Raw genomic sequence first — 17,778 nt, 5'->3', positions numbered from 1 at the left:
GTTCACATTGTTCTGGTCAGCACTGATGCTCACTTCTGGTGCTGATTGAGCATCAGTAATGGAAACTGTCGCTTCTTTCGTATCTGCGTCCAGAGTTGAATCTGCACCAGTGGTATCGGTCAAAGTGATCGTTAAGTTTTCAGCACCTTCGTAGATACCATCATCTAATGTTGTGATGTCCAAAGCGACAGTGGTTTGCCCTGCTGGAATGGTGACCGTGTAGATGGTCGGCGCTTGGTAATCTTTGTCATCGACATCGCCACCAATGGTGAAGCTCACCACGACATCCTCATCGGATTTTTGGTCGATACTAACGGTAAAGTTCGCGTCACCACCTTCTGCAACCGATGCTTGGTCTGCAGCAATGCTGACTGTTGGCGCACTTTCTGCATCAATAATGTTCGCGTCACCTGTCGCAGCGCCATTGCTCGTTACTCCACCATTATCGGTAACAGTAAGACCAAAACTCTCTGTATTTTCATAAACGCCATCCGTCTTTGTCGGAATAGTAACGGTGATAGACGTAATACCGGCGGGGATGGTAACGTCGCCATCCGGTGTAACATTTAATGTTTGGGTTTTGCCTTGACTGTCAATATAAGTTACGACCATCTGACCAAGATCGGCATCTTCAGCGGTATAGCTACCATCGGTCGTCGGTTTAAGATTGACAACAAATGGGTCTTGAACCTCATTAGACAAAGAAACCGTGAATACAGCATCAGAGCCTTCATTAACGTCACCAACCTGACTTACTGAAAGAGTTGTACTGTCATTGTCTTGTATTGTCGCAATCCCAGACTCACCACCAATCTCGAGTACCATGTCTTCAGCGTTTTCTAAAGCAAGATCATCAATCGACGGCACAATGACTTCAAAAGCACTCACACCAGCTGGAACAATTAAGAAACCTCCGGCGAAGGTTACGCCATTAGTAAAACTCACATTGGAAAGGTTTACATCAGCGTTATCAGCAGATGAACCTTGAGCAAGCATATCAATTGGGTATTTGACTGTGGTTTCGGTTACTTCGTCCAGAGCAACGGAAAACGTTATGTCTTCACCTTCAACCACGGAATTACCTATAAGGGTTAAGCTCGGCCCATCTTCAGAAACGTTACCATCAAGAACTTCATTAGTAATGGTAACAGTTGCAGGGTCACTTTCTGCATTTCCTGAATCAACAGCCACGTAGTCAAAACTATCCTCTGGCGGAAAGCCTTCCACATAACGCAATTCCCAATTCCCAGATGTTTTAGTCGAGAAATCGAGCTGTGTAATCACAGACCCTTCTGGTAATCCATAATCTTTTCCGTAACCGATGCTGGTCTCTTGGAAAAGCATGCTATTTCCTTCAGGCTTCAAGAATTCAATAACCTGCGTATGTTCTGCTCCGTTAGCATCTTGATAAGTAACAGTAATTAGGGCCGCGTTATTGCTACCATGCTCGAACAACCCTCCTAGACCATCGAGACCAAGGTTAACGCTACCTACCGGGTTCTCAGACAAATCAATACTTATCGTTTCACCTGGCTGGATACCTTGACCATCATTATCCGCAATACCATGGCCGATGTGCGAAACCTTTTGATTGTACTGAGCAAGTACACCGCTGTCAGATGAGATATCAATCGAAGCGCCATTGACCAAGTACTCTGTCCTTGAATGCGATTCACCACCATCGGCACTCAAACCCCAGTTGTAGAAATCGGTGGTGGATTCAGCACCGTCAGGAGTGTCTGGTCTGTCCTTAATGCCCAGTAAGAAACCTACATTATCCGCCTCATAGTAGATGCTATCTTTGTCATACAATGTACCGTCGGCTGATGTGATTTCTTGGAGATCTCCATCCTCATCTTTGAAGTACAAAGTGCCAGATGTCGGCAACTCTGTGATGCGAATCTGAAGTTCATCACCACTCAAGTCATCTTCAAGATCAGAGATATGGTCACTATCCACCCCTTCATCCAGCGGTTTATCATCCGTATCAAAGATCACATTTGTAATGAGTTCATTTGCACTATGGTCAAAATCTTCGTTTAGCGGTTTATCGTTGACTGGCGTTACGTTTAGGGTAACCGTTGTGGTTTCAGTAACACCGCCCGAACTCACTGTATATGTGAATAGATCAGGACCATTGTAATCTTGGTTCGGTGTGTAAGTGATTGTGCCGTCATCGTTCACAACTACTGTGCCATTGGTTGGCTCATGGCCCGCTTCTACCGTTACAACAGGCGCATCACCTTCGAAGTTATCGTTACCCAGCACATCAAGTTTTGTTAGCGTATCTTCAACAATATCAGCGCTATCAGACACAATATCTGCCACTGCGGCTACGGTAAAGTCGACAACTTGACTTACTCTTTCACCGCTTGGGTCTTCAGCGGTAAACGTTAACTCTTCAGAACCATTCCAGTCTGCGGTTGGCGTGATCGTCGCAATGCCATCCACAATGGATACTTGAATATTGCTATTGCCAGAGACACTAAATGTCAGCTCACCATCTGCATTATCAACATCGCTGAATGCGTCATTCAAGTCGATAGTGTAAGGCGTGAAGTCTTCTTCAAGAGATTGTTCCGCAATGGTGTTTTCTACGGTTGGCGCGTCATTGATCGGGTTTACTGTTACCGAGACTTGAGCTTCATCTTCCAGTTCACCATCAGAAACCGTGTAGCTGATGGTGGCTTCGCCGTTGAAGTTTTCAGCCGGTGTAAATACCAGTTTTCCATCTACAATTTCAACCGAGCCCAGATCAGCAGGAACAGATGCATTTACGATGTTTAGCGTATCGCCGTCCACATCGGTATCATTTGGGAGAACATTAATCGTGACTGGTGTGTCTTCATCAGTCACAGCGCTATCATCATTTGCAACTGGCGCATCGTTTAAAGGATTAACCGTTACCGAGACTTCCGCGCTGTCTTCCAGTTCACCATCTGAAACCGTGTAGCTGATGGTGGCTTCACCGTTGAAGTTTTCAGCCGGTGTAAACACCAGTTTTCCATCTACAATTTCAACCGCGCCCTGATCAGCAGGAACAGATGCATTCACTATGGTCAGCGTATCGCCGTCAACGTCGGTATCATTTGGGAGAACATTAATCGTGACTGGTGTGTCTTCGTCAGTCACAGCGCTATCATCATTTGCAACTGGCGCATCATTGATCGGATTTACTGTTACCGAGACTTCCGCGCTGTCTTCCAGTGCACCATCGGAAACTGTATAGCTGATGGTGGCTTCACCGTTGAAGTTGTCAGCCGGTGTAAATACCAGTTTTCCATCTACAATTTCAACCGTGCCCTGATCAGCTGGAACAGATGCATTCACGATGGTCAGCGTATCGCCGTCAACATCAGTGTCATTCGTAAGTACATCAATAGTGACTGGCGTGTCTTCGTCGGTCGCAGCGTTATCGTCATTTGCAACAGGCGCATCGTTTAAAGGATTAACCGTAACAGTAACTGATGCCTCATCCTCTAACTCGCCGTCGGACACGACGTAGGTAATGTCAGCGTCCCCGTTAAAATCTTCCGCGGGGGTGAAAATCAGTTTTCCATCTTCGATTTCAACGGTCCCTTGCTCTTCTGGAACCGTTGCTGATTCAATAAATAAGTTCTCACTGTCAGCATCTTCATCGTTAGCAAGAACATCAATAATAATTGCGCTATCTTCATCAGTTTGAACAATATCATCACCAGCTACAGGAGCAGCAGGCTCAACTGCCGGAGAGGTTTCATTCCCACGTAAAGTGTTCAGGTATAGCTCATTTAAAGAAAGGATTTGTGTTTGTGAAAAACCTAAGGACTCAAGCCCTATGGTTTCAAATCCCGTGTCTGCCAATAACTCGGCGCCAATGCGGTCGACAGTCCCACTCGTCTGCAAGCTTGAGCCATCGCTTTGACCTGCTGCCGAGGCAAACTCATCGCCAAGTTGGGTAGGATCTTGTCCAGCCTCTAACGCGCCAAGAATTTGGGCGACATCATTCGATACGTCTTGTACACCGTTCTCTTTTACGAGTTGGACATTTAAACCAATTGGCTCGGCATCATTACGCGCGACAATCACTTCACCTTGTAATGGTTGTTCATTTTCAATAAGTGTACGCAGCTTTCCATCCAAACCTACTACAACTAATTGCCCACCAAATGACACTAAGGATGTACGATCCATATAAACCCCTGACCTAAAATTACCGTCAACATTTTGACCAATGATACTTATTTGTTATATCTTGCCCTAATACATTGATCAATAACAGAGTATTAACACTTAATTACAACTTATACATCACATAAAATGCATGCCGATACTGATAATTACATTTGGAATACGCATCACCACCATACAGAACTCAATTCCATTTAAATGATTGATAAGTGTGATATCAAGTCAAATTTTCAATGGCGATTATCTTTAAAATTCATATCTATTTACACATGCATCACAATAGCAACCAGTTACATAGTTGATTGTTAATGCCTTTGTGCGTTAGATTATTGACGCTTATAGAGGTCAATCAATTCATAAGAATAATTTCTCACCTCTGATATTACTTAATTAGGAGAATCACAGTGAAGTGGACTCGTGCCAACGCCTTTTGCTTAGGTGTGCTCGCGACTAGCCCTGTTTTTGGGCAAACTTTAGAGCAAGCAGTAGAAAATGCGCTTAAGACAAACCCTGACATTAAAAGTGCGTTTAATGAATTCGTGAGTAAGCAGTATGTGAATGAAGCCTCGAGCGGCGCTTACCTCCCTTCGGTAGATCTTGATGCCGGAATTGGGTACGAAGGTATTAACCCAGCAGAATCTGGTAGAGAGTCAACCGATCTGACTCGAAAAGAGGCTACCGTTACGCTCACTCAGTTGATTTGGGATGGCTCTGCGACACTAAACGATATTGATAGAACGGCTGCAGATGCTGAATCTGTGCGATTTCAGTTGCTTGCAGATGCTCAAGACACTGCACTTGAAGTTTCTAAAGTATATTTAGACGCGGTGAAAGCATACGAAATTCTAACGCTTTCGGAGAACAACCTGAAAGTGCATAAAAAAATCTACCAAGACATCAAAAAACGAGTTGATTCTGGTATTGGCTCAACAGCAGACTTAACACAAGTAGAGGCACGTTTAGCTAAAGCGCACGGAAACCTAGCCGCTGCGCAAAATAACCTGTTCGACAGCCACACTATGTTTACTCGCATTGTTGGTCAAACACCCCAAGGCTTGATATTTCCTCGTGCAGATCAAAACTTCATCCCTTACACAATAGATGATGCGATCGACTTGGCATTTCAAACTCATCCTGTCATTCAAATTTCAATGGCAGATGTGGATTCTGCGAAGTTCCAATATAAGCAATCGAAAGGTACTTACTTCCCAACACTGTCTGTTGAAGCTGCACAAACGTGGCGAGATGATGCTGGAGGTATTGAAGGTCGTGGTGATGAAACGACAGCCATGCTCCGTATGCGCTACAACCTATTTAATGGTGGCAGTGACGCAGCCAACGCCGAGAGCTTTGCTTACCAGTTAAATAAAGCGAAAGATCTGCGCGAACGTGCTTATCGCAATGTTGAAGAAGGTTTGAGACTATCTTGGAGTGCTTTGGACCTTACTCAACAACAGAAGCAGTTCTTGTCTGATCACGTTGATTCTGCATCTCAAACCGTTATCGCGTATGAAAAACAATACCGTATCGGCAAGCGTACCCTACTCGACTTGTTAAACACCGAAAACGAACTGTTTGAAGCTCGTAAAGACTATTTAGATGCAAAATACGCCGAGCAATACGCCAAGTATCGAGTCATGAACGCGACAGGTCAGTTACTCAACGCGTTACGTGTTGATGTCCCAACCGAGTGGAATCAGAAGGTGGAGTACTAGAACATGAAAGCAACAAAGATTCTGTTAGCATTAGGCGTTATGCTAACTACTCATCATGTAACCGCTGAAGATGAATACGAGTACACAGAAACTCCGAAAGCCGAGCAAATTGCAGACCTTCAAGATGATGATAATGACGGTGTAATCAACGCTCGTGATCTGTGCCCAGGTACACCAGCAACATCGGAGATCGACAATGATGGCTGTGGTGAGTACATAAAGTCGTCTGAAAAGATGGAAGTGCGCGTACTCTTCGCGAATGATTCGGACGAAATTGACCCCGTATTCCGTCGTCAAATTCGTGAGTTGTCTGAATTCCTGAAAGAATACCCTAGCACATCCATTGAATTGCAAGGCTATGCAAGCAAAGTAGGTGGTGCAGAGCACAACTTAGACTTATCAAAGCGCAGAGCAAACAACGTTCGTGCCGCGCTACTTGGATATGGTATTGAGTCAGATAGAGTCCGCATTGTCGGATTTGGTGATACACACCTCGCCGAACAAGGTACAGACGAAGTGAGCCATGCGCTCAACCGACGAGTGACTGCATCTGTAATCGGTTATAAGGGCGAGATAAAGAAAGAATGGACGATATTCACCGCCCTACCAAAAAGTTAATTTAAGGGGCTTCGGCTCCTTTTCTTTTTTCACTCTCTGGAAACCGTATTATGCTTTAGGAATCGGCGCTTTAGTGTTAATCTAGCCGCGTCATAACAATGAGAGTTTTGAAATGAGCAAACTTACAACAGATATCCAAGCAAACCTTGACCTTTTCGTTGCAGAAACGAAAGAAAACCAACTGGTTTGGGGTTTACGCAATGAAGAAGGTTGGCTATCTTGCGATTCAACTGAGTTCGAAAACAGCGAAGTCATGCCTTTTTGGTCAGCGAAAGAAGACGCACAAGCGCATAACGTTGAAGAATGGGCAGATTTCGAAGTACTAGAAATTCCTCTAGATATCTTTGTTGAAGATTGGCTTCTAACTCTTGCTGAAGATGGCGTTCTTGTTGGTACAAACTGGAACGCACAGTTGGAAGGCAAAGAGGTTGAACCTCAAGACCTAGCGAAACTGTACGTAGGCTAATTCTCCAAGACCTCAGCACCGCGCTGAGGTCTTTCTTCATTACTTACCTTTTCTATGTAAAGCTCGACCGAGCGCATATTTTTCTTCATCCCAATATCTATACCCTTCGGTTTTTGTCACAATGACTCGCTCCCAATTGGTATATCATACTGAACAAAGAATATAAAAATAACATAAGGTTACATCACTATGCGTACGCTGCTTTCTTTGCTTGCATCCCTATTTCTAGGCAGCCAAGCAAACGCAAGTGACACTCAAAATATCACGCAATGGCATGCTGTCTATCAAGCAACGATGAAAACGAATTCAAAGTCCGCGCTTAGTATGCTTCAGGATCGATATCATACGGCAGACTCCAATAGCGAAAAGCTTTACGTCAGTGGATTGATCTATGAGTACATGTCAAACATCGACCAGCCCTACTACGGCAGCAGCCAAATCTTAGAGAATCACTTTGCTAAGCTAGAGTCGAAATACATCCTTGCGCTTTCAGAAAGAAAAAGTGGCGACTACGACACTTCCGTGGACATCTTTACCTCACTTTTGCAAAGCGCTAAGCAACATAAAGATGAAGAAACGAAAGCACTAATGAACTATCAACTGTGCTACACCTTGAACCAGCAAGGACAATACCACAAGGCGAACTTCTTTTGCTCTTCATTGAACAAGCACCTAAATCACGACCATCAAGAGAGCATTCCTGCCGATCTAGCGTTACGCGTGATCGCTAACAACTTTGATTTTCGTGGTGAGTATGAGGTCGCTTTACGTTTATACCGTCGTTTATTAACGGAAATGCCTCCTCAAAGCGATCCTACAGGAGTCTACAACGATGTAGGAAATTTACTGAGTGAGCTGGGCCAATACGAACAGTCTGAACAATATCTAATACAAGCCCTATTAGCTCGTCAGTTAGATGCTCCACCTTTACAAGTGGCACAGGTCGAACACAGCTTGGCATCAATGTACAGTCGATCTTCAGACTACGCAAAAGCAATCAGCTATTACAAAAATGCACTCACTTTACTTGCTGAGATGGATTATCCATATGGTAAAGGCCTTACCTATCTTGGTCTCGGGTCTGCTTATGTAAATTCCGGAGACCTAAAAAGCGCAGTTCCGCATATTAAGAAGGCGCTAGAATTAGGCGAAGAGTATGACAACGAAAGATTACAAACCGAAAGTCATCTTGCAGCAGGCTTTGCTTACTTAAAGCACAACGTTTTAGACAAAGCGCTTCAACATGGCAAACTTGCTTTGGCACTCGCGAATAAAAACGCAACGACCGCGCTACAAGCGAAAGCTCAGTTACTCTTGTCTCAGGCATATCAGAAACTAGATGACAATTCCGCTGCCCTTTCTCATTACCAAGAGTACGCTAAATTAGAGTTGGCGAACCGTGATGACAGCAATGTTAAAGCAATTGAAGCGTTGGATTTAACCAAGAGTGAGTACGAATATGACTTGCAACTCGTTAAGATCGATAACGAGAGAAACTTAAAACTACTCGAAATTGAAAAGCTTAGTGAACAGCAACGTGCGTACAACTTCATTATTTTCTGCTTACTTACTGTGTTACTCGTCGTACTGTTTGTGCTGCGTAAAACAAAGATAAAATCTCGTTTAGACCGCCTAACTGGTTCATTAAACCGCAGCACCATTATTGAGAAAATAAGAGCTCAAACAGTCAGTGCTCCAGAAGACATGCGATATGTATTGGCATTGATAGATTTGGATCACTTTAAGTTGATTAACGATCAACACGGTCACCCTACTGGCGACTTGGTGTTAAAACACGTCTGCAAAGCCATTCAAGCTAAACTAAACAAAGGTGAGTATATTGGGCGTTTAGGAGGAGAAGAGTTTATCTTGTTACTCAAGAATGTTGATGAGATTGATGTGCCATTCCGTATTCAAAGTTTGCATAAAACCATTTCAGAAAAACAGATTAAGAGTGAACAAGGCGATTCACTGAGTGTGACAGCAAGCTTGGCCTATCTTTCCACCTCAAAGCCTTTGAGTAACTTTGATGAACTGTATTCGATATTAGACCAAGCTTTGTATCAATCAAAAAGAAACGGGCATAACGCAGTGATTGATGCTTATAACGAGCCTATTGATCTTCCGACTTCTGTTTTTGAATCAACGACTGCATAACGGCATCTTTGTTGTTCAAGTAATCATCTAAGCCCGCTTTGCGCAGGTCGCAAGACGGGCAATCACCACAACCATCACCGATGATGCCGTTGTAACAAGTTAACGTGCTTTCACGGACAAGTTGCAACGCGTCATATTGATCGGCCAACGCCCATGTTTCTGCTTTGTTCAACCACATCAATGGCGTTTTGATTTCAAACTGACGATCCATGCCTTTAACCAACGCGCTGTTCATCGCTTTTACAAAGTCATCACGGCAATCCGGGTAACCACTAAAATCTGTTTCACAAACACCCGTAATTACCGTTTCTGCGCCAATTTGGTACGCGTAGATACCAGCAAGAGTCAGGAACAAGATGTTGCGGCCAGGAACGAAAGAGTTCGGTAAACCGTTTTCTTGTAGCTCATGTGAAACTGGAATGTCATCACGTGTCAGAGAGCTGATAGCAAGTTCATTCAGTAGACCAACATCCATCACTTTATGTGCAGCGACACCAAGATCTTTTGCGACTTTCTCTGCCACTTCAATCTCCAGCTTATGACGCTGACCGTAGTCAAATGTAATGGCATGTACTTCGTCAAACTCTTTTAACGCTTGAACCAGACATGTTGTAGAGTCCTGTCCACCACTGAAAACAACCACTGCTTTTTTCATCTTTCTCTCCGAGCTTAAGCAATACTTAGGTATTTATGAGTTTGAACCGACAGACGCCAGTTGCGAGCAACACAGGTATCAATACACAGTTGGGTAGCACGAGGCTTTTGACTGATCGGCTGAAGTGCGATCACTGTCTTCTCACCGATCTCTGCAGACGCCAATAACACATCCAGTTGATCGATGTCTTTTTGGGTGCCAACCGGGTGCTTGATTTCATTTGCGCGTTCTAATGCACTTTTGAGTACTGGTAGCTTCCCTTTCATTGCGACCTTCGGTGACACCGTCACCCATGTACTTTCTGAAGTCACTACCTCTGAAGTACCACTGGTTTCGATTTGGCATTGGCAGTCCATTTCTTCAAAAGCAGCCGTCAACGCACGTAAATCATAAATGCATGGTTCGCCACCGGTGATCACAATATGCTTCGCATTGAAGCCCTGCTTTTTGTATTCAGCTACGATGTCTTCCGCCGAGGCGAAACACCAGGTTGGAGAATCTTCTGTTTTCACCAAGATATCGCCGATTTGGCGCTGGTCTTTCTCTTCTGCGTACCAAGTCTGTTTCGTATCGCACCAAGAGCACCCAACCGGACATTCCTGCAAACGTACAAAAACCGCTGGCACACCAGTGAAAACCCCTTCCCCTTGGATGGTTTCAAACATCTCATTTAGCTTATACAACGTAGAACTCACTCAACTCATTATACTTCGAGGCGAAGACCTTAATGGAGAGGCGCACTCAGGTCAATTTAAACCAAAAATAAATTGTTAAAATAGGTTGTTTTGTAGTTTCATACGCAGGTTCCCAATTTTTAAGGTAAGTAAAGATGTACAAACTGATCGCCCTAGACATGGACGGTACGCTGTTAAATAGCGAGAAAGTCATTTCTGAAGAGAACAAACAAGCGATTGCTAAAGCCCGTGAAGCGGGTGTTACTGTAGTCCTTGCCTCAGGCCGCCCTCTGGAAGGAATGCAAGACAAGCTAGACGAGTTGAACATCGACTCAGACAAAGACTTCGTTCTGTACTATAACGGCTCAATGGTGAAGAATATTGGTACGAACGAAATCATCCACCAGCAAATCATCGATGGCAAAGCGGCGAAGAAGATCGCTCGTAAAGCACGAGAACTTGGCGCTTATGTTCACGCATTCAGTCAAGAGCACGGCCTAATCACGGAAGAAAGCAACCCTTACACAGACATTGAAGCGAAAATCAACGGTCTTGAAATTACCGAAATGAACTTCGACGCTCTAGAAGATGATCACGGGATCATTAAAGCGATGATGGTTGCAGAGCCAAGCAAACTGACTGAAGTTATCGCGGCGTTACCTGCGGAATTAAAAGAAGAGTTTACGGTAGTGCAAAGCGCGCCTTTCTTCTTAGAGTTTTTAAATCCGTCAAGCAACAAAGGTATCGGTGTTTCGGCGATCGCTGAATACTTGGGTATCGAAGCTGAAGAAGTGATTTGCATGGGTGATGCAGAAAACGATCACCATATGCTTGAATACGCGGGCCTAGGTATTGCTATGGCGAATGCGATGGAAGATACCAAACGTATCTCAAACTATATTGCCGAAAGCAATGATGACCACGGTGTCGCTAAATCAATCGAGAAGTTTGTTCTTAGCTAAAAATTAAAAGGCCGAGCATTAATTGCTCGGCCTCTCTCGTTCACGAGATTATAACTGTGCACTCGCGACACCATCAACAACATCGACTTTTTTCTTTATCACTGCATCTAAGTCCTCTGGGTACCAAACCTCAACCCAAATAGCTGTGTGATGATTAGGTAACATCACAACACCATTGTAAGATTCGCCGTTTGTAACAGGCGTTCTTATTACCTGAGAATTATAATCAACCGACCCATCGGACATATTAGTGTACACCGATAAAAAACCACGAGAGTACTGACTATTGACGACAGATAACTCGACTTTAACTTCTCTTTCAGATTTGAAGTCAAAGTCTTCAGGTACCACAAGGTTAGCAGTAATTCCGGTTGGCTTTTCATCTTGTGCTTGGTCGTCATCCTCTTGAGGTTGTTGATCATCATTTTCAACTTGATCATCATCTTGAGTAACGCCCGCTGGCGGTGTAGACGAACCAGAGCCTGAGTCATCACCTCCTCCACATCCAAAGACGAAGAGAATTGCTAGGACGCTTACTATCCAGTTACGTATTTTCATAATATCCTCCTCATTAATCCGTTGTTGTCCAAGTGTTGCTAGCATCTGGGTTGTTATACCAAGTTGGTTTTGATGAACCACCAGATTCAGCCCACTCCGCAAAGTCAGGATACGCAATACTTACATCAATGTACTCTGAAGGATGATTCCAACTTGAAGGGATAATAATCCCCCACGGAAGATTACCACTGGTACGATAGTATTTACTGGTTGCAGCATCAGAATCATCATCTGCAGTACCATAGAACCCACTGACCGAGGTACCTCTTGACGTAGGCGCAAAGTCCGCGGTGTGAATCTCTATATCTTTGCCTGGAGGAGTGGTGAAACTATCACCATGGTAACCACCACCGGCGAAGATAAATGGGTCAAAACCACTTAATGTAGGGAAAGAAGAAACTGATGGCTCAGAGCCTGATTTGAAAGGTAGAGAAATACTGAATGTCATCTCTGTTGATTCAAGACTCATGCTACAGCTTGGATTGGTTCGATGGAAACCACACTCAGGGTTAATCGGAATATCACCTTTCAAGTTAGTAGATGCAACTACAACAAGATCCCCTCCAGGAGATGCGACCGATTTGTCTTCACCTGTAAATGGAGAAATGTTACTTCTTGTCACACCATTCTTAGTCACTCTCGCTGTGTCAAGATTTACATCACTTTCAGAAAAACCTTCCAATTTCCAAGCTAGACCATTTTTGTACGAAGCGCCGTAAGCAGTTACTGTACCTTCTATATCAAAACGTAGTACATTACCGTCTTTGATTACCAGCTTAGAACGGTAATAAGTCACTACGTCATTAAGGTCAAAGTCTCCCATTTCAGGCCAGTTATCTTCAAACGCAGCAGTGTAGTAGTCCGAAGTTTGTATAGTTGTACCTGGATCTGTCACATCGAAGACATAATCCTCAACCTCACCATCACCAGCGTAACCGTCGCTAGGTAAATTGACTAAGCTTGAAACCCTGAATCGTGTTTGCACGTTACCAATCAATGCATCATCGTTTACACGCACAGGAACGACATTGGCACCCGTAGTAACCGCGTGATTCAGAATAATTTGCTCGTCTGCATCAAAACTACCATTCATGTCCCAATCGGCCCAACCCTGAAGATAACCAGTACCAACAACGGTAACGTTAATGAGAGAATCAAGACCTTTTTCAAAGTTAGTCAGAAGCGTAACGCCATCATCATCGTCACCGAGCGCGTCGAAGTCATCACCTGTTGACGCTGCGTTTGGCTGTCCGTCACTTTCTGCATCAATGCTACTACCCATAAACAAAGATGTAGTCACAGCATGCTGCGCACCGTTGTTTGCCAGTAACGTACCATAACTATCGGGAGCGTCACCAAAGTCGAACTCATCGTTGGTTTCCGTAGGGTTGGTAAAGCCTGATAAATCCCAGTTCCCGTCAAAGGCTGAAAAAATGGCGTTTGGGAAAGGAGAACTCGCGGATGTCTCTGTTTCGAACTGAAGCGTGACTGTTGATGAGTTTTTATACACAAGCTTGACCGCACCAGATGTATTCGCTTCATCAAAGTTGGTGCCAGGACCAGTGAAGAGCACCGAGCCGTCAGCCTCTTCAACTGCGGTTAAGCTTGCTGATGATGTACCCGTTTGATAGCTGTAGAACCCTTCACTCTTAAAAACTCTAAGTTGTTCAGATTGAACCGGCTCACCATCAATATCGTAACCAATAAACTCAAACTCAGGAATCACGTAAGGGACAGAAAATGTTCCGCTCAAGGCTCCAGTGCCATCGAAGAATTCAAATTTATAAACGAGACCTGCTGAACCAGCGGAATTGACTGTGTATAAAAAGCCGATATCACCGTTGGGCTCGGATGAAGTTGTCTGCTTGTAATTTGGAGTGTGGAATAAAAAGGTCGCATCCCCAAATGTGTTACTGGACACTTTGGCATCAATGGTTTTGCCATCATGCGTACCGACATTAATAAAGTGCATGTCTGCGCCACTGTAACTCGGCCCCAGTTGCGCATTATTACCGTCAGTCGCCTCCTGATGATTAGAAAAGTCGAGATCGACAGTTTCACTCATCACGTTAGGACTAACGACACCCAGTAGACAAGCGAGCGTAATATTGTATTTCGCTATCATAATTTGTCTCTCTTAGTTGATGTGGATCGTGATAAATGCATAAATCCGTTTTGCATGACATCCAACAACCAGCAAAAGCTTCTCAGTTTTGTGCAAGCTAAAAATGCAACAGATTTCCTACGTACTCACTAAAAGCAAATATGACGCCAATTATCGCCTAAAAATTAAAGCCTTATAAATCAGGGCTTTAATTAAAACCACAAAGTAACACGACACAAATATTACTTTGACTCTTTATTTGAATTGCATTTTAAAATTAAGATTCGGTCTAGAGTTCATATCAAAAACAAAAAAGCCCCGCACATTGCGGGGCCTCTTTATTTGGGGAGTAGCTGGCTATTGTTTGGCTACATCAATCTCACTTTCTGTGATGAGTTTTCTTGATAAAATCACAAAAATAAACATTAACAGTGGATAGTGGAACGTGTTGAACACTAATGACCAGAACCCACTGAATGAAACCGTCGTGCCTAGATACAAATAAAGTTGTTCAACAAGCAACAGAGCAAGAATCACAAAAAGCATTTGCTGGCGTTCAAATCGAATTTCAGACTCTTTAAACGTCATCACCAACGCAGAAGCAGTAATCAGTATAGCCAACCAACTCGTGAACACAGGCAATGGCCAAATTACTGAGATAACAGCAGTAATTGCTGTCATCGTGAACCAAACACTCTTTGAGCTCAGTAACTTATCGACATCCACATCAGGATTGCTTTCTAGACGCAGCACATGCCATGCAACTAACACACCTAACACCGCGCCGATGAACATATCCAAGATAAAGGCGGTTCCAAGGAAGAACTTACACGCCATCACCGTTAGCGTAACTAAAGCGACAGACAGAGTGATTCGGTTTAGACCAAAACTATTGGTTCTTTGAAACAAAAACGTCATAACACAGAACCACACTGCAATAGGCAAGCTTGGGAAGCTAAAACCGAAGCTCTGCGTTAACTCTGCCATCGGCATATAAACGTGTGGGCGAGGTAATGAAAAGCCTTGCTGCGCGACTAAGGCCATTAAAGAGGTTGCCGTCACCGCAAAAAATAAACGATACACGAAACGACTATCAAACTTCATCATTACGAATGGGAACAGAAACAGCAGAAATGTTGGACTGCTTAAGCCCGTAATCATATCAGCGACTTCACAAGCCATCTCGCGGCTGGATTCAGAAAATGACCCAACCCAACTTTGAAGATCAACCATCCAAGACAACTCCGCTTGGCGGAAGCTCGGCGCTGAATCTATAAGTTGATCGACATATACAACTGGCTGATCCGTCGCGTGTGAATAAAAGCCCGCTACATCTGCCCATTGCGTAGGATAACGATACAGCGATGCCGCCATGTTACTCGGTTCAACCAGCATAGCGGATGCGACCTCAACACCATAATGCGGCGCAAACCATATAGGCAGTTCATTTCCGTCTAACGAGTTGGTCATCGAGAAAGCGATCACTTCAGAATCTGAAACACAATCGAAAAATACTGCCGTATCGGTTCTACCCAATTCGTCCCCAACCGTTACGACTAAACCCGTTTCTTCCCAAGTTTCTCGCTGAGCCGCAAGTTTCGGTGATTCTCCTTCGATAATCGTACCGCCAGGAAGTGAGATTTTGTTCGTCAATATTTCATGAATAAGTACTAGCTTGTCATCTGCTCGGACAACACAAAGCGCCCCTTTGATGTCTTCAGGAAGAGGGTTCGCGGCAGATGTAGGAGAAATAAACAGTGAAATGGAATACAGGATGAGAAAAAACAACTGTCTCAGCACAAAATACAACCTTACATAAAGAGAAGAATCACAAAGCAATGATGACAGGGTTACTGATATTTTTCGACATAAATTAAGTAACCAGTTGTACATTTGATGCACATATCAAAAAAGACTTTGAGACACTCCACAAAATAGTTCTGACAAAAATCAGACATAACTCGAAATATTGGCTGCGATTTTGCCAGTTATATAAAGTTAACGTCAGGATAATTTACATGGATTTTACTCGTTCTCAGGATTGAAACAATAAAAGAGAGCTTACTACTAACGATAAATAAACTCTCTTTATAGATGTATTACAAGATTACAGCTTCAGCCATGCATCAGTCCAAGCACTGCCCACGCCTGGTTCATAAGCGCTTGGTGTTGAGCCACACCACAAACTGTTTGGCCAAGGCTTACATTGGTAACTTGCACCGTTATTCGTCACCACGTCCCCTGCAGAATAATTCGTACCCGCTTGGTAAGCATCACCCGAAGTTGGCGGCGTTGGAGGTGTAGGCTCTGTTGGTGGCTCTACCGGAGGATTAGTTCCAGAACAATCTGAGCTGCCAATTGGCTGCCATACTCCCCATGGCCCCGAATCGGAGGGGTTATCACCTTGGGTCCACCATTGTGCTTGCCATAACTGACCAGCCCAAGAAACAGTTTCACCCGTGTTGTATACGCCACTCGCTTGCCATTCATTGTCACAGCTTCCTGATGGCGGTGTCGTTGCGCTAGTAGCGGAAGCTGTTGCCACCGCTTGGTATGTAGTACTGGTTTTATCGATGCCAAAAGCCAAGGCGACTCTCGCATCACCTGCTTGAGACGCGCCAAATTCCACATCGACACGACACGAACTTCCTGCATTGAGTGTCGATTGTGCACATTGGTCTCTGGTGATCATCGCAGATTTCGTGACACCAGAGCTTTGCAGTCCCAAATTTTCTACAGTAAACGCAACATTACCGGTATTTTGAATGCTGAAACTGTGTTGCTTCAGCTCACCCACTTTAAAAGAACTCAAAGCCTGATTGGCGGTATAACCGACAGAAACATTATCTGTTGGCGGTGTCGTCGTACCTAAAACGCCATCGACAAAACTGCGCAATGCTGCAATGTCGCTGTACACACCGTACTTACCCGGTCGAGCACAACCTATCCCCCAACTGACGATACCTAGCTGGGTGACGAGACCGTTATTATTAACGACGATGGGACCGCCGCTATCTCCCTGGCAAGAGTCTATACCACCTTGCGGCACACCCGCACAGAATGATACTGAGCCAACCGTAGTGTAATTACCGCCAGCTTGTCGACAAGTCGCATCAGAGACCAGCGGAACATCCACTTCTTGTAAAGCGGCTGGCGAGCTGCCCCCCTCCGAAGTTCGGCCCAAACCAGCGACAGTTAACCAATCACCTACACCTGCATATTGCGAAACACTGCCTGCTGCGATATCCACTTTTGCAACACCTTGAGGGATCGAAGTGAGCTTAAGAAGGGCTATGTCATTTGAAAGCGTAGAAGCATTATAAGAAGGATGAACATAGATCTGGCTGACATTGGAGCGTACGCCATCAGTACCGTTATAAATCACGCCCCCAATTTTTACCGCGATCTGATTTGGTGCGTCACCGTCCACACAGTGAGCAGCAGTAAGTACAAAACCATCCCCTATATAACTCGCCCCACAAAAAGAACGATTACCATTGCGGCTGACTATCTGTGTATAAAATTTCCAGTCGTTGGGGTTTGCCGTGATGCCGCCCACGATATCCGGCTGAATCTCATTGTTTTGTGTTTGCGTGACTTGATCTGCACTTGCCAACATTGGCAATAACGCCGTTGTAAGTAAGGTTTTTGATAGATTCAATGTTATTTTCCTCTTGTTTTATGAGGCACTATTCATGT

General features: G+C 44.3%; 12 protein-coding genes. 5 read left to right on the top strand and 7 right to left on the bottom strand.

Features of this window, described 5'->3' with window-relative positions:
- Positions 1-4,173: tandem-95 repeat protein (locus tag GXP65_RS03825; protein ID WP_162092053.1), on the bottom strand; the 4,173-nt coding region annotated here is incomplete at its 3' end.
- A gap of 401 nt (positions 4,174-4,574) precedes the next feature.
- On the opposite strand from GXP65_RS03825, the gene GXP65_RS03820 reads away from it, so the two are divergent.
- The 4 genes from GXP65_RS03820 (at position 4,575) to GXP65_RS03805 (ending at position 9,126) form a co-directional block, all read left to right on the top strand.
- The gene (locus GXP65_RS03820; protein WP_005530954.1) at positions 4,575-5,885 is read left to right on the top strand and encodes a TolC family outer membrane protein; all 1,311 of its coding nucleotides are present in this window, start codon (positions 4,575-4,577) and stop codon (positions 5,883-5,885) included.
- 3 nt (positions 5,886-5,888) lie between these two features.
- Positions 5,889-6,503 (top strand): OmpA family protein, encoded by a 615-nt coding sequence (locus GXP65_RS03815; protein WP_045401571.1) that lies wholly within the window; start codon positions 5,889-5,891, stop codon positions 6,501-6,503.
- Positions 6,504-6,615: 112 nt separating this feature from the next.
- A complete protein-coding gene (locus GXP65_RS03810) occupies positions 6,616-6,969 on the top strand; it encodes a DUF2750 domain-containing protein (protein ID WP_005426565.1) in 354 nt (117 codons plus the stop codon).
- 189 nt (positions 6,970-7,158) lie between these two features.
- Positions 7,159-9,126 carry a diguanylate cyclase gene (locus GXP65_RS03805; RefSeq protein WP_162092052.1) on the top strand — a complete coding sequence of 656 codons (1,968 nt, stop codon included), beginning with the start codon at positions 7,159-7,161 and terminating at the stop codon, positions 9,124-9,126.
- Here GXP65_RS03805 and queC read toward each other — a convergent pair.
- Both queC and queE read right to left on the bottom strand, forming a co-directional pair.
- On the bottom strand, positions 9,083-9,781 hold the full coding sequence (gene queC / locus GXP65_RS03800; protein WP_005426624.1) for a 7-cyano-7-deazaguanine synthase QueC: 699 nt from the start codon (positions 9,779-9,781) through the stop codon (positions 9,083-9,085). The genes GXP65_RS03805 and queC overlap by 44 nt on opposite strands.
- A gap of 14 nt (positions 9,782-9,795) precedes the next feature.
- The gene (gene queE / locus GXP65_RS03795; protein WP_038892964.1) at positions 9,796-10,446 is read right to left on the bottom strand and encodes a 7-carboxy-7-deazaguanine synthase QueE; all 651 of its coding nucleotides are present in this window, start codon (positions 10,444-10,446) and stop codon (positions 9,796-9,798) included.
- Positions 10,447-10,610: 164 nt separating this feature from the next.
- Between queE and GXP65_RS03790 the strand changes: the two genes are divergently transcribed.
- A complete protein-coding gene (locus GXP65_RS03790) occupies positions 10,611-11,417 on the top strand; it encodes a Cof-type HAD-IIB family hydrolase (RefSeq protein ID WP_162092051.1) in 807 nt (268 codons plus the stop codon).
- A gap of 48 nt (positions 11,418-11,465) precedes the next feature.
- On the opposite strand, the gene GXP65_RS03785 is transcribed toward GXP65_RS03790, so the two are convergent.
- The 4 genes from GXP65_RS03785 to GXP65_RS03770 all read right to left on the bottom strand — a co-directional run bounded on the left by GXP65_RS03785 (position 11,466) and on the right by GXP65_RS03770 (position 17,740).
- On the bottom strand, positions 11,466-11,975 hold the full coding sequence (locus tag GXP65_RS03785) for a hypothetical protein (RefSeq protein ID WP_162092050.1): 510 nt from the start codon (positions 11,973-11,975) through the stop codon (positions 11,466-11,468).
- A 13-nt stretch (positions 11,976-11,988) separates the two neighbouring features.
- Positions 11,989-14,100 carry an LruC domain-containing protein gene (locus GXP65_RS03780; protein WP_162092049.1) on the bottom strand — a complete coding sequence of 704 codons (2,112 nt, stop codon included), beginning with the start codon at positions 14,098-14,100 and terminating at the stop codon, positions 11,989-11,991.
- Positions 14,101-14,436: 336 nt separating this feature from the next.
- A complete protein-coding gene (locus tag GXP65_RS03775; protein WP_162092048.1) occupies positions 14,437-15,879 on the bottom strand; it encodes a bifunctional NUDIX hydrolase/phosphatase PAP2 family protein in 1,443 nt (480 codons plus the stop codon).
- 307 nt (positions 15,880-16,186) lie between these two features.
- Positions 16,187-17,740 (bottom strand): trypsin-like serine protease, encoded by a 1,554-nt coding sequence (locus tag GXP65_RS03770; RefSeq protein ID WP_162092047.1) that lies wholly within the window; start codon positions 17,738-17,740, stop codon positions 16,187-16,189.
- Positions 17,741-17,778: the final 38 nt, after the last annotated feature.

The organism is Vibrio sp. LB10LO1 (assembly GCF_010092875.1).
Taxonomy (GTDB): Bacteria; Pseudomonadota; Gammaproteobacteria; order Enterobacterales; family Vibrionaceae; genus Vibrio; species Vibrio campbellii.
Note: the sequence above shows the minus strand (reverse complement) of the source record. Positions and strands in the feature narration are given on the sequence as shown.

What these genes read in the sequence shown, in the direction of transcription:
- GXP65_RS03785 (WP_162092050.1), bottom strand. Translation starts at nt 11,975, where the DNA reads ATGAAAATACGTAACTGGATAGTAAGCGTCCTAGCAATTCTCTTCGTC.
- GXP65_RS03790 (WP_162092051.1), top strand. Translation starts at nt 10,611, where the DNA reads ATGTACAAACTGATCGCCCTAGACATGGACGGTACGCTGTTAAATAGC.
- queE (WP_038892964.1), bottom strand. Translation starts at nt 10,446, where the DNA reads ATGTTTGAAACCATCCAAGGGGAAGGGGTTTTCACTGGTGTGCCAGCG.
- GXP65_RS03805 (WP_162092052.1), top strand. Translation starts at nt 7,159, where the DNA reads ATGCGTACGCTGCTTTCTTTGCTTGCATCCCTATTTCTAGGCAGCCAA.
- GXP65_RS03780 (WP_162092049.1), bottom strand. Translation starts at nt 14,100, where the DNA reads ATGATAGCGAAATACAATATTACGCTCGCTTGTCTACTGGGTGTCGTT.
- GXP65_RS03810 (WP_005426565.1), top strand. Translation starts at nt 6,616, where the DNA reads ATGAGCAAACTTACAACAGATATCCAAGCAAACCTTGACCTTTTCGTT.
- queC (WP_005426624.1), bottom strand. Translation starts at nt 9,781, where the DNA reads ATGAAAAAAGCAGTGGTTGTTTTCAGTGGTGGACAGGACTCTACAACA.
- GXP65_RS03815 (WP_045401571.1), top strand. Translation starts at nt 5,889, where the DNA reads ATGAAAGCAACAAAGATTCTGTTAGCATTAGGCGTTATGCTAACTACT.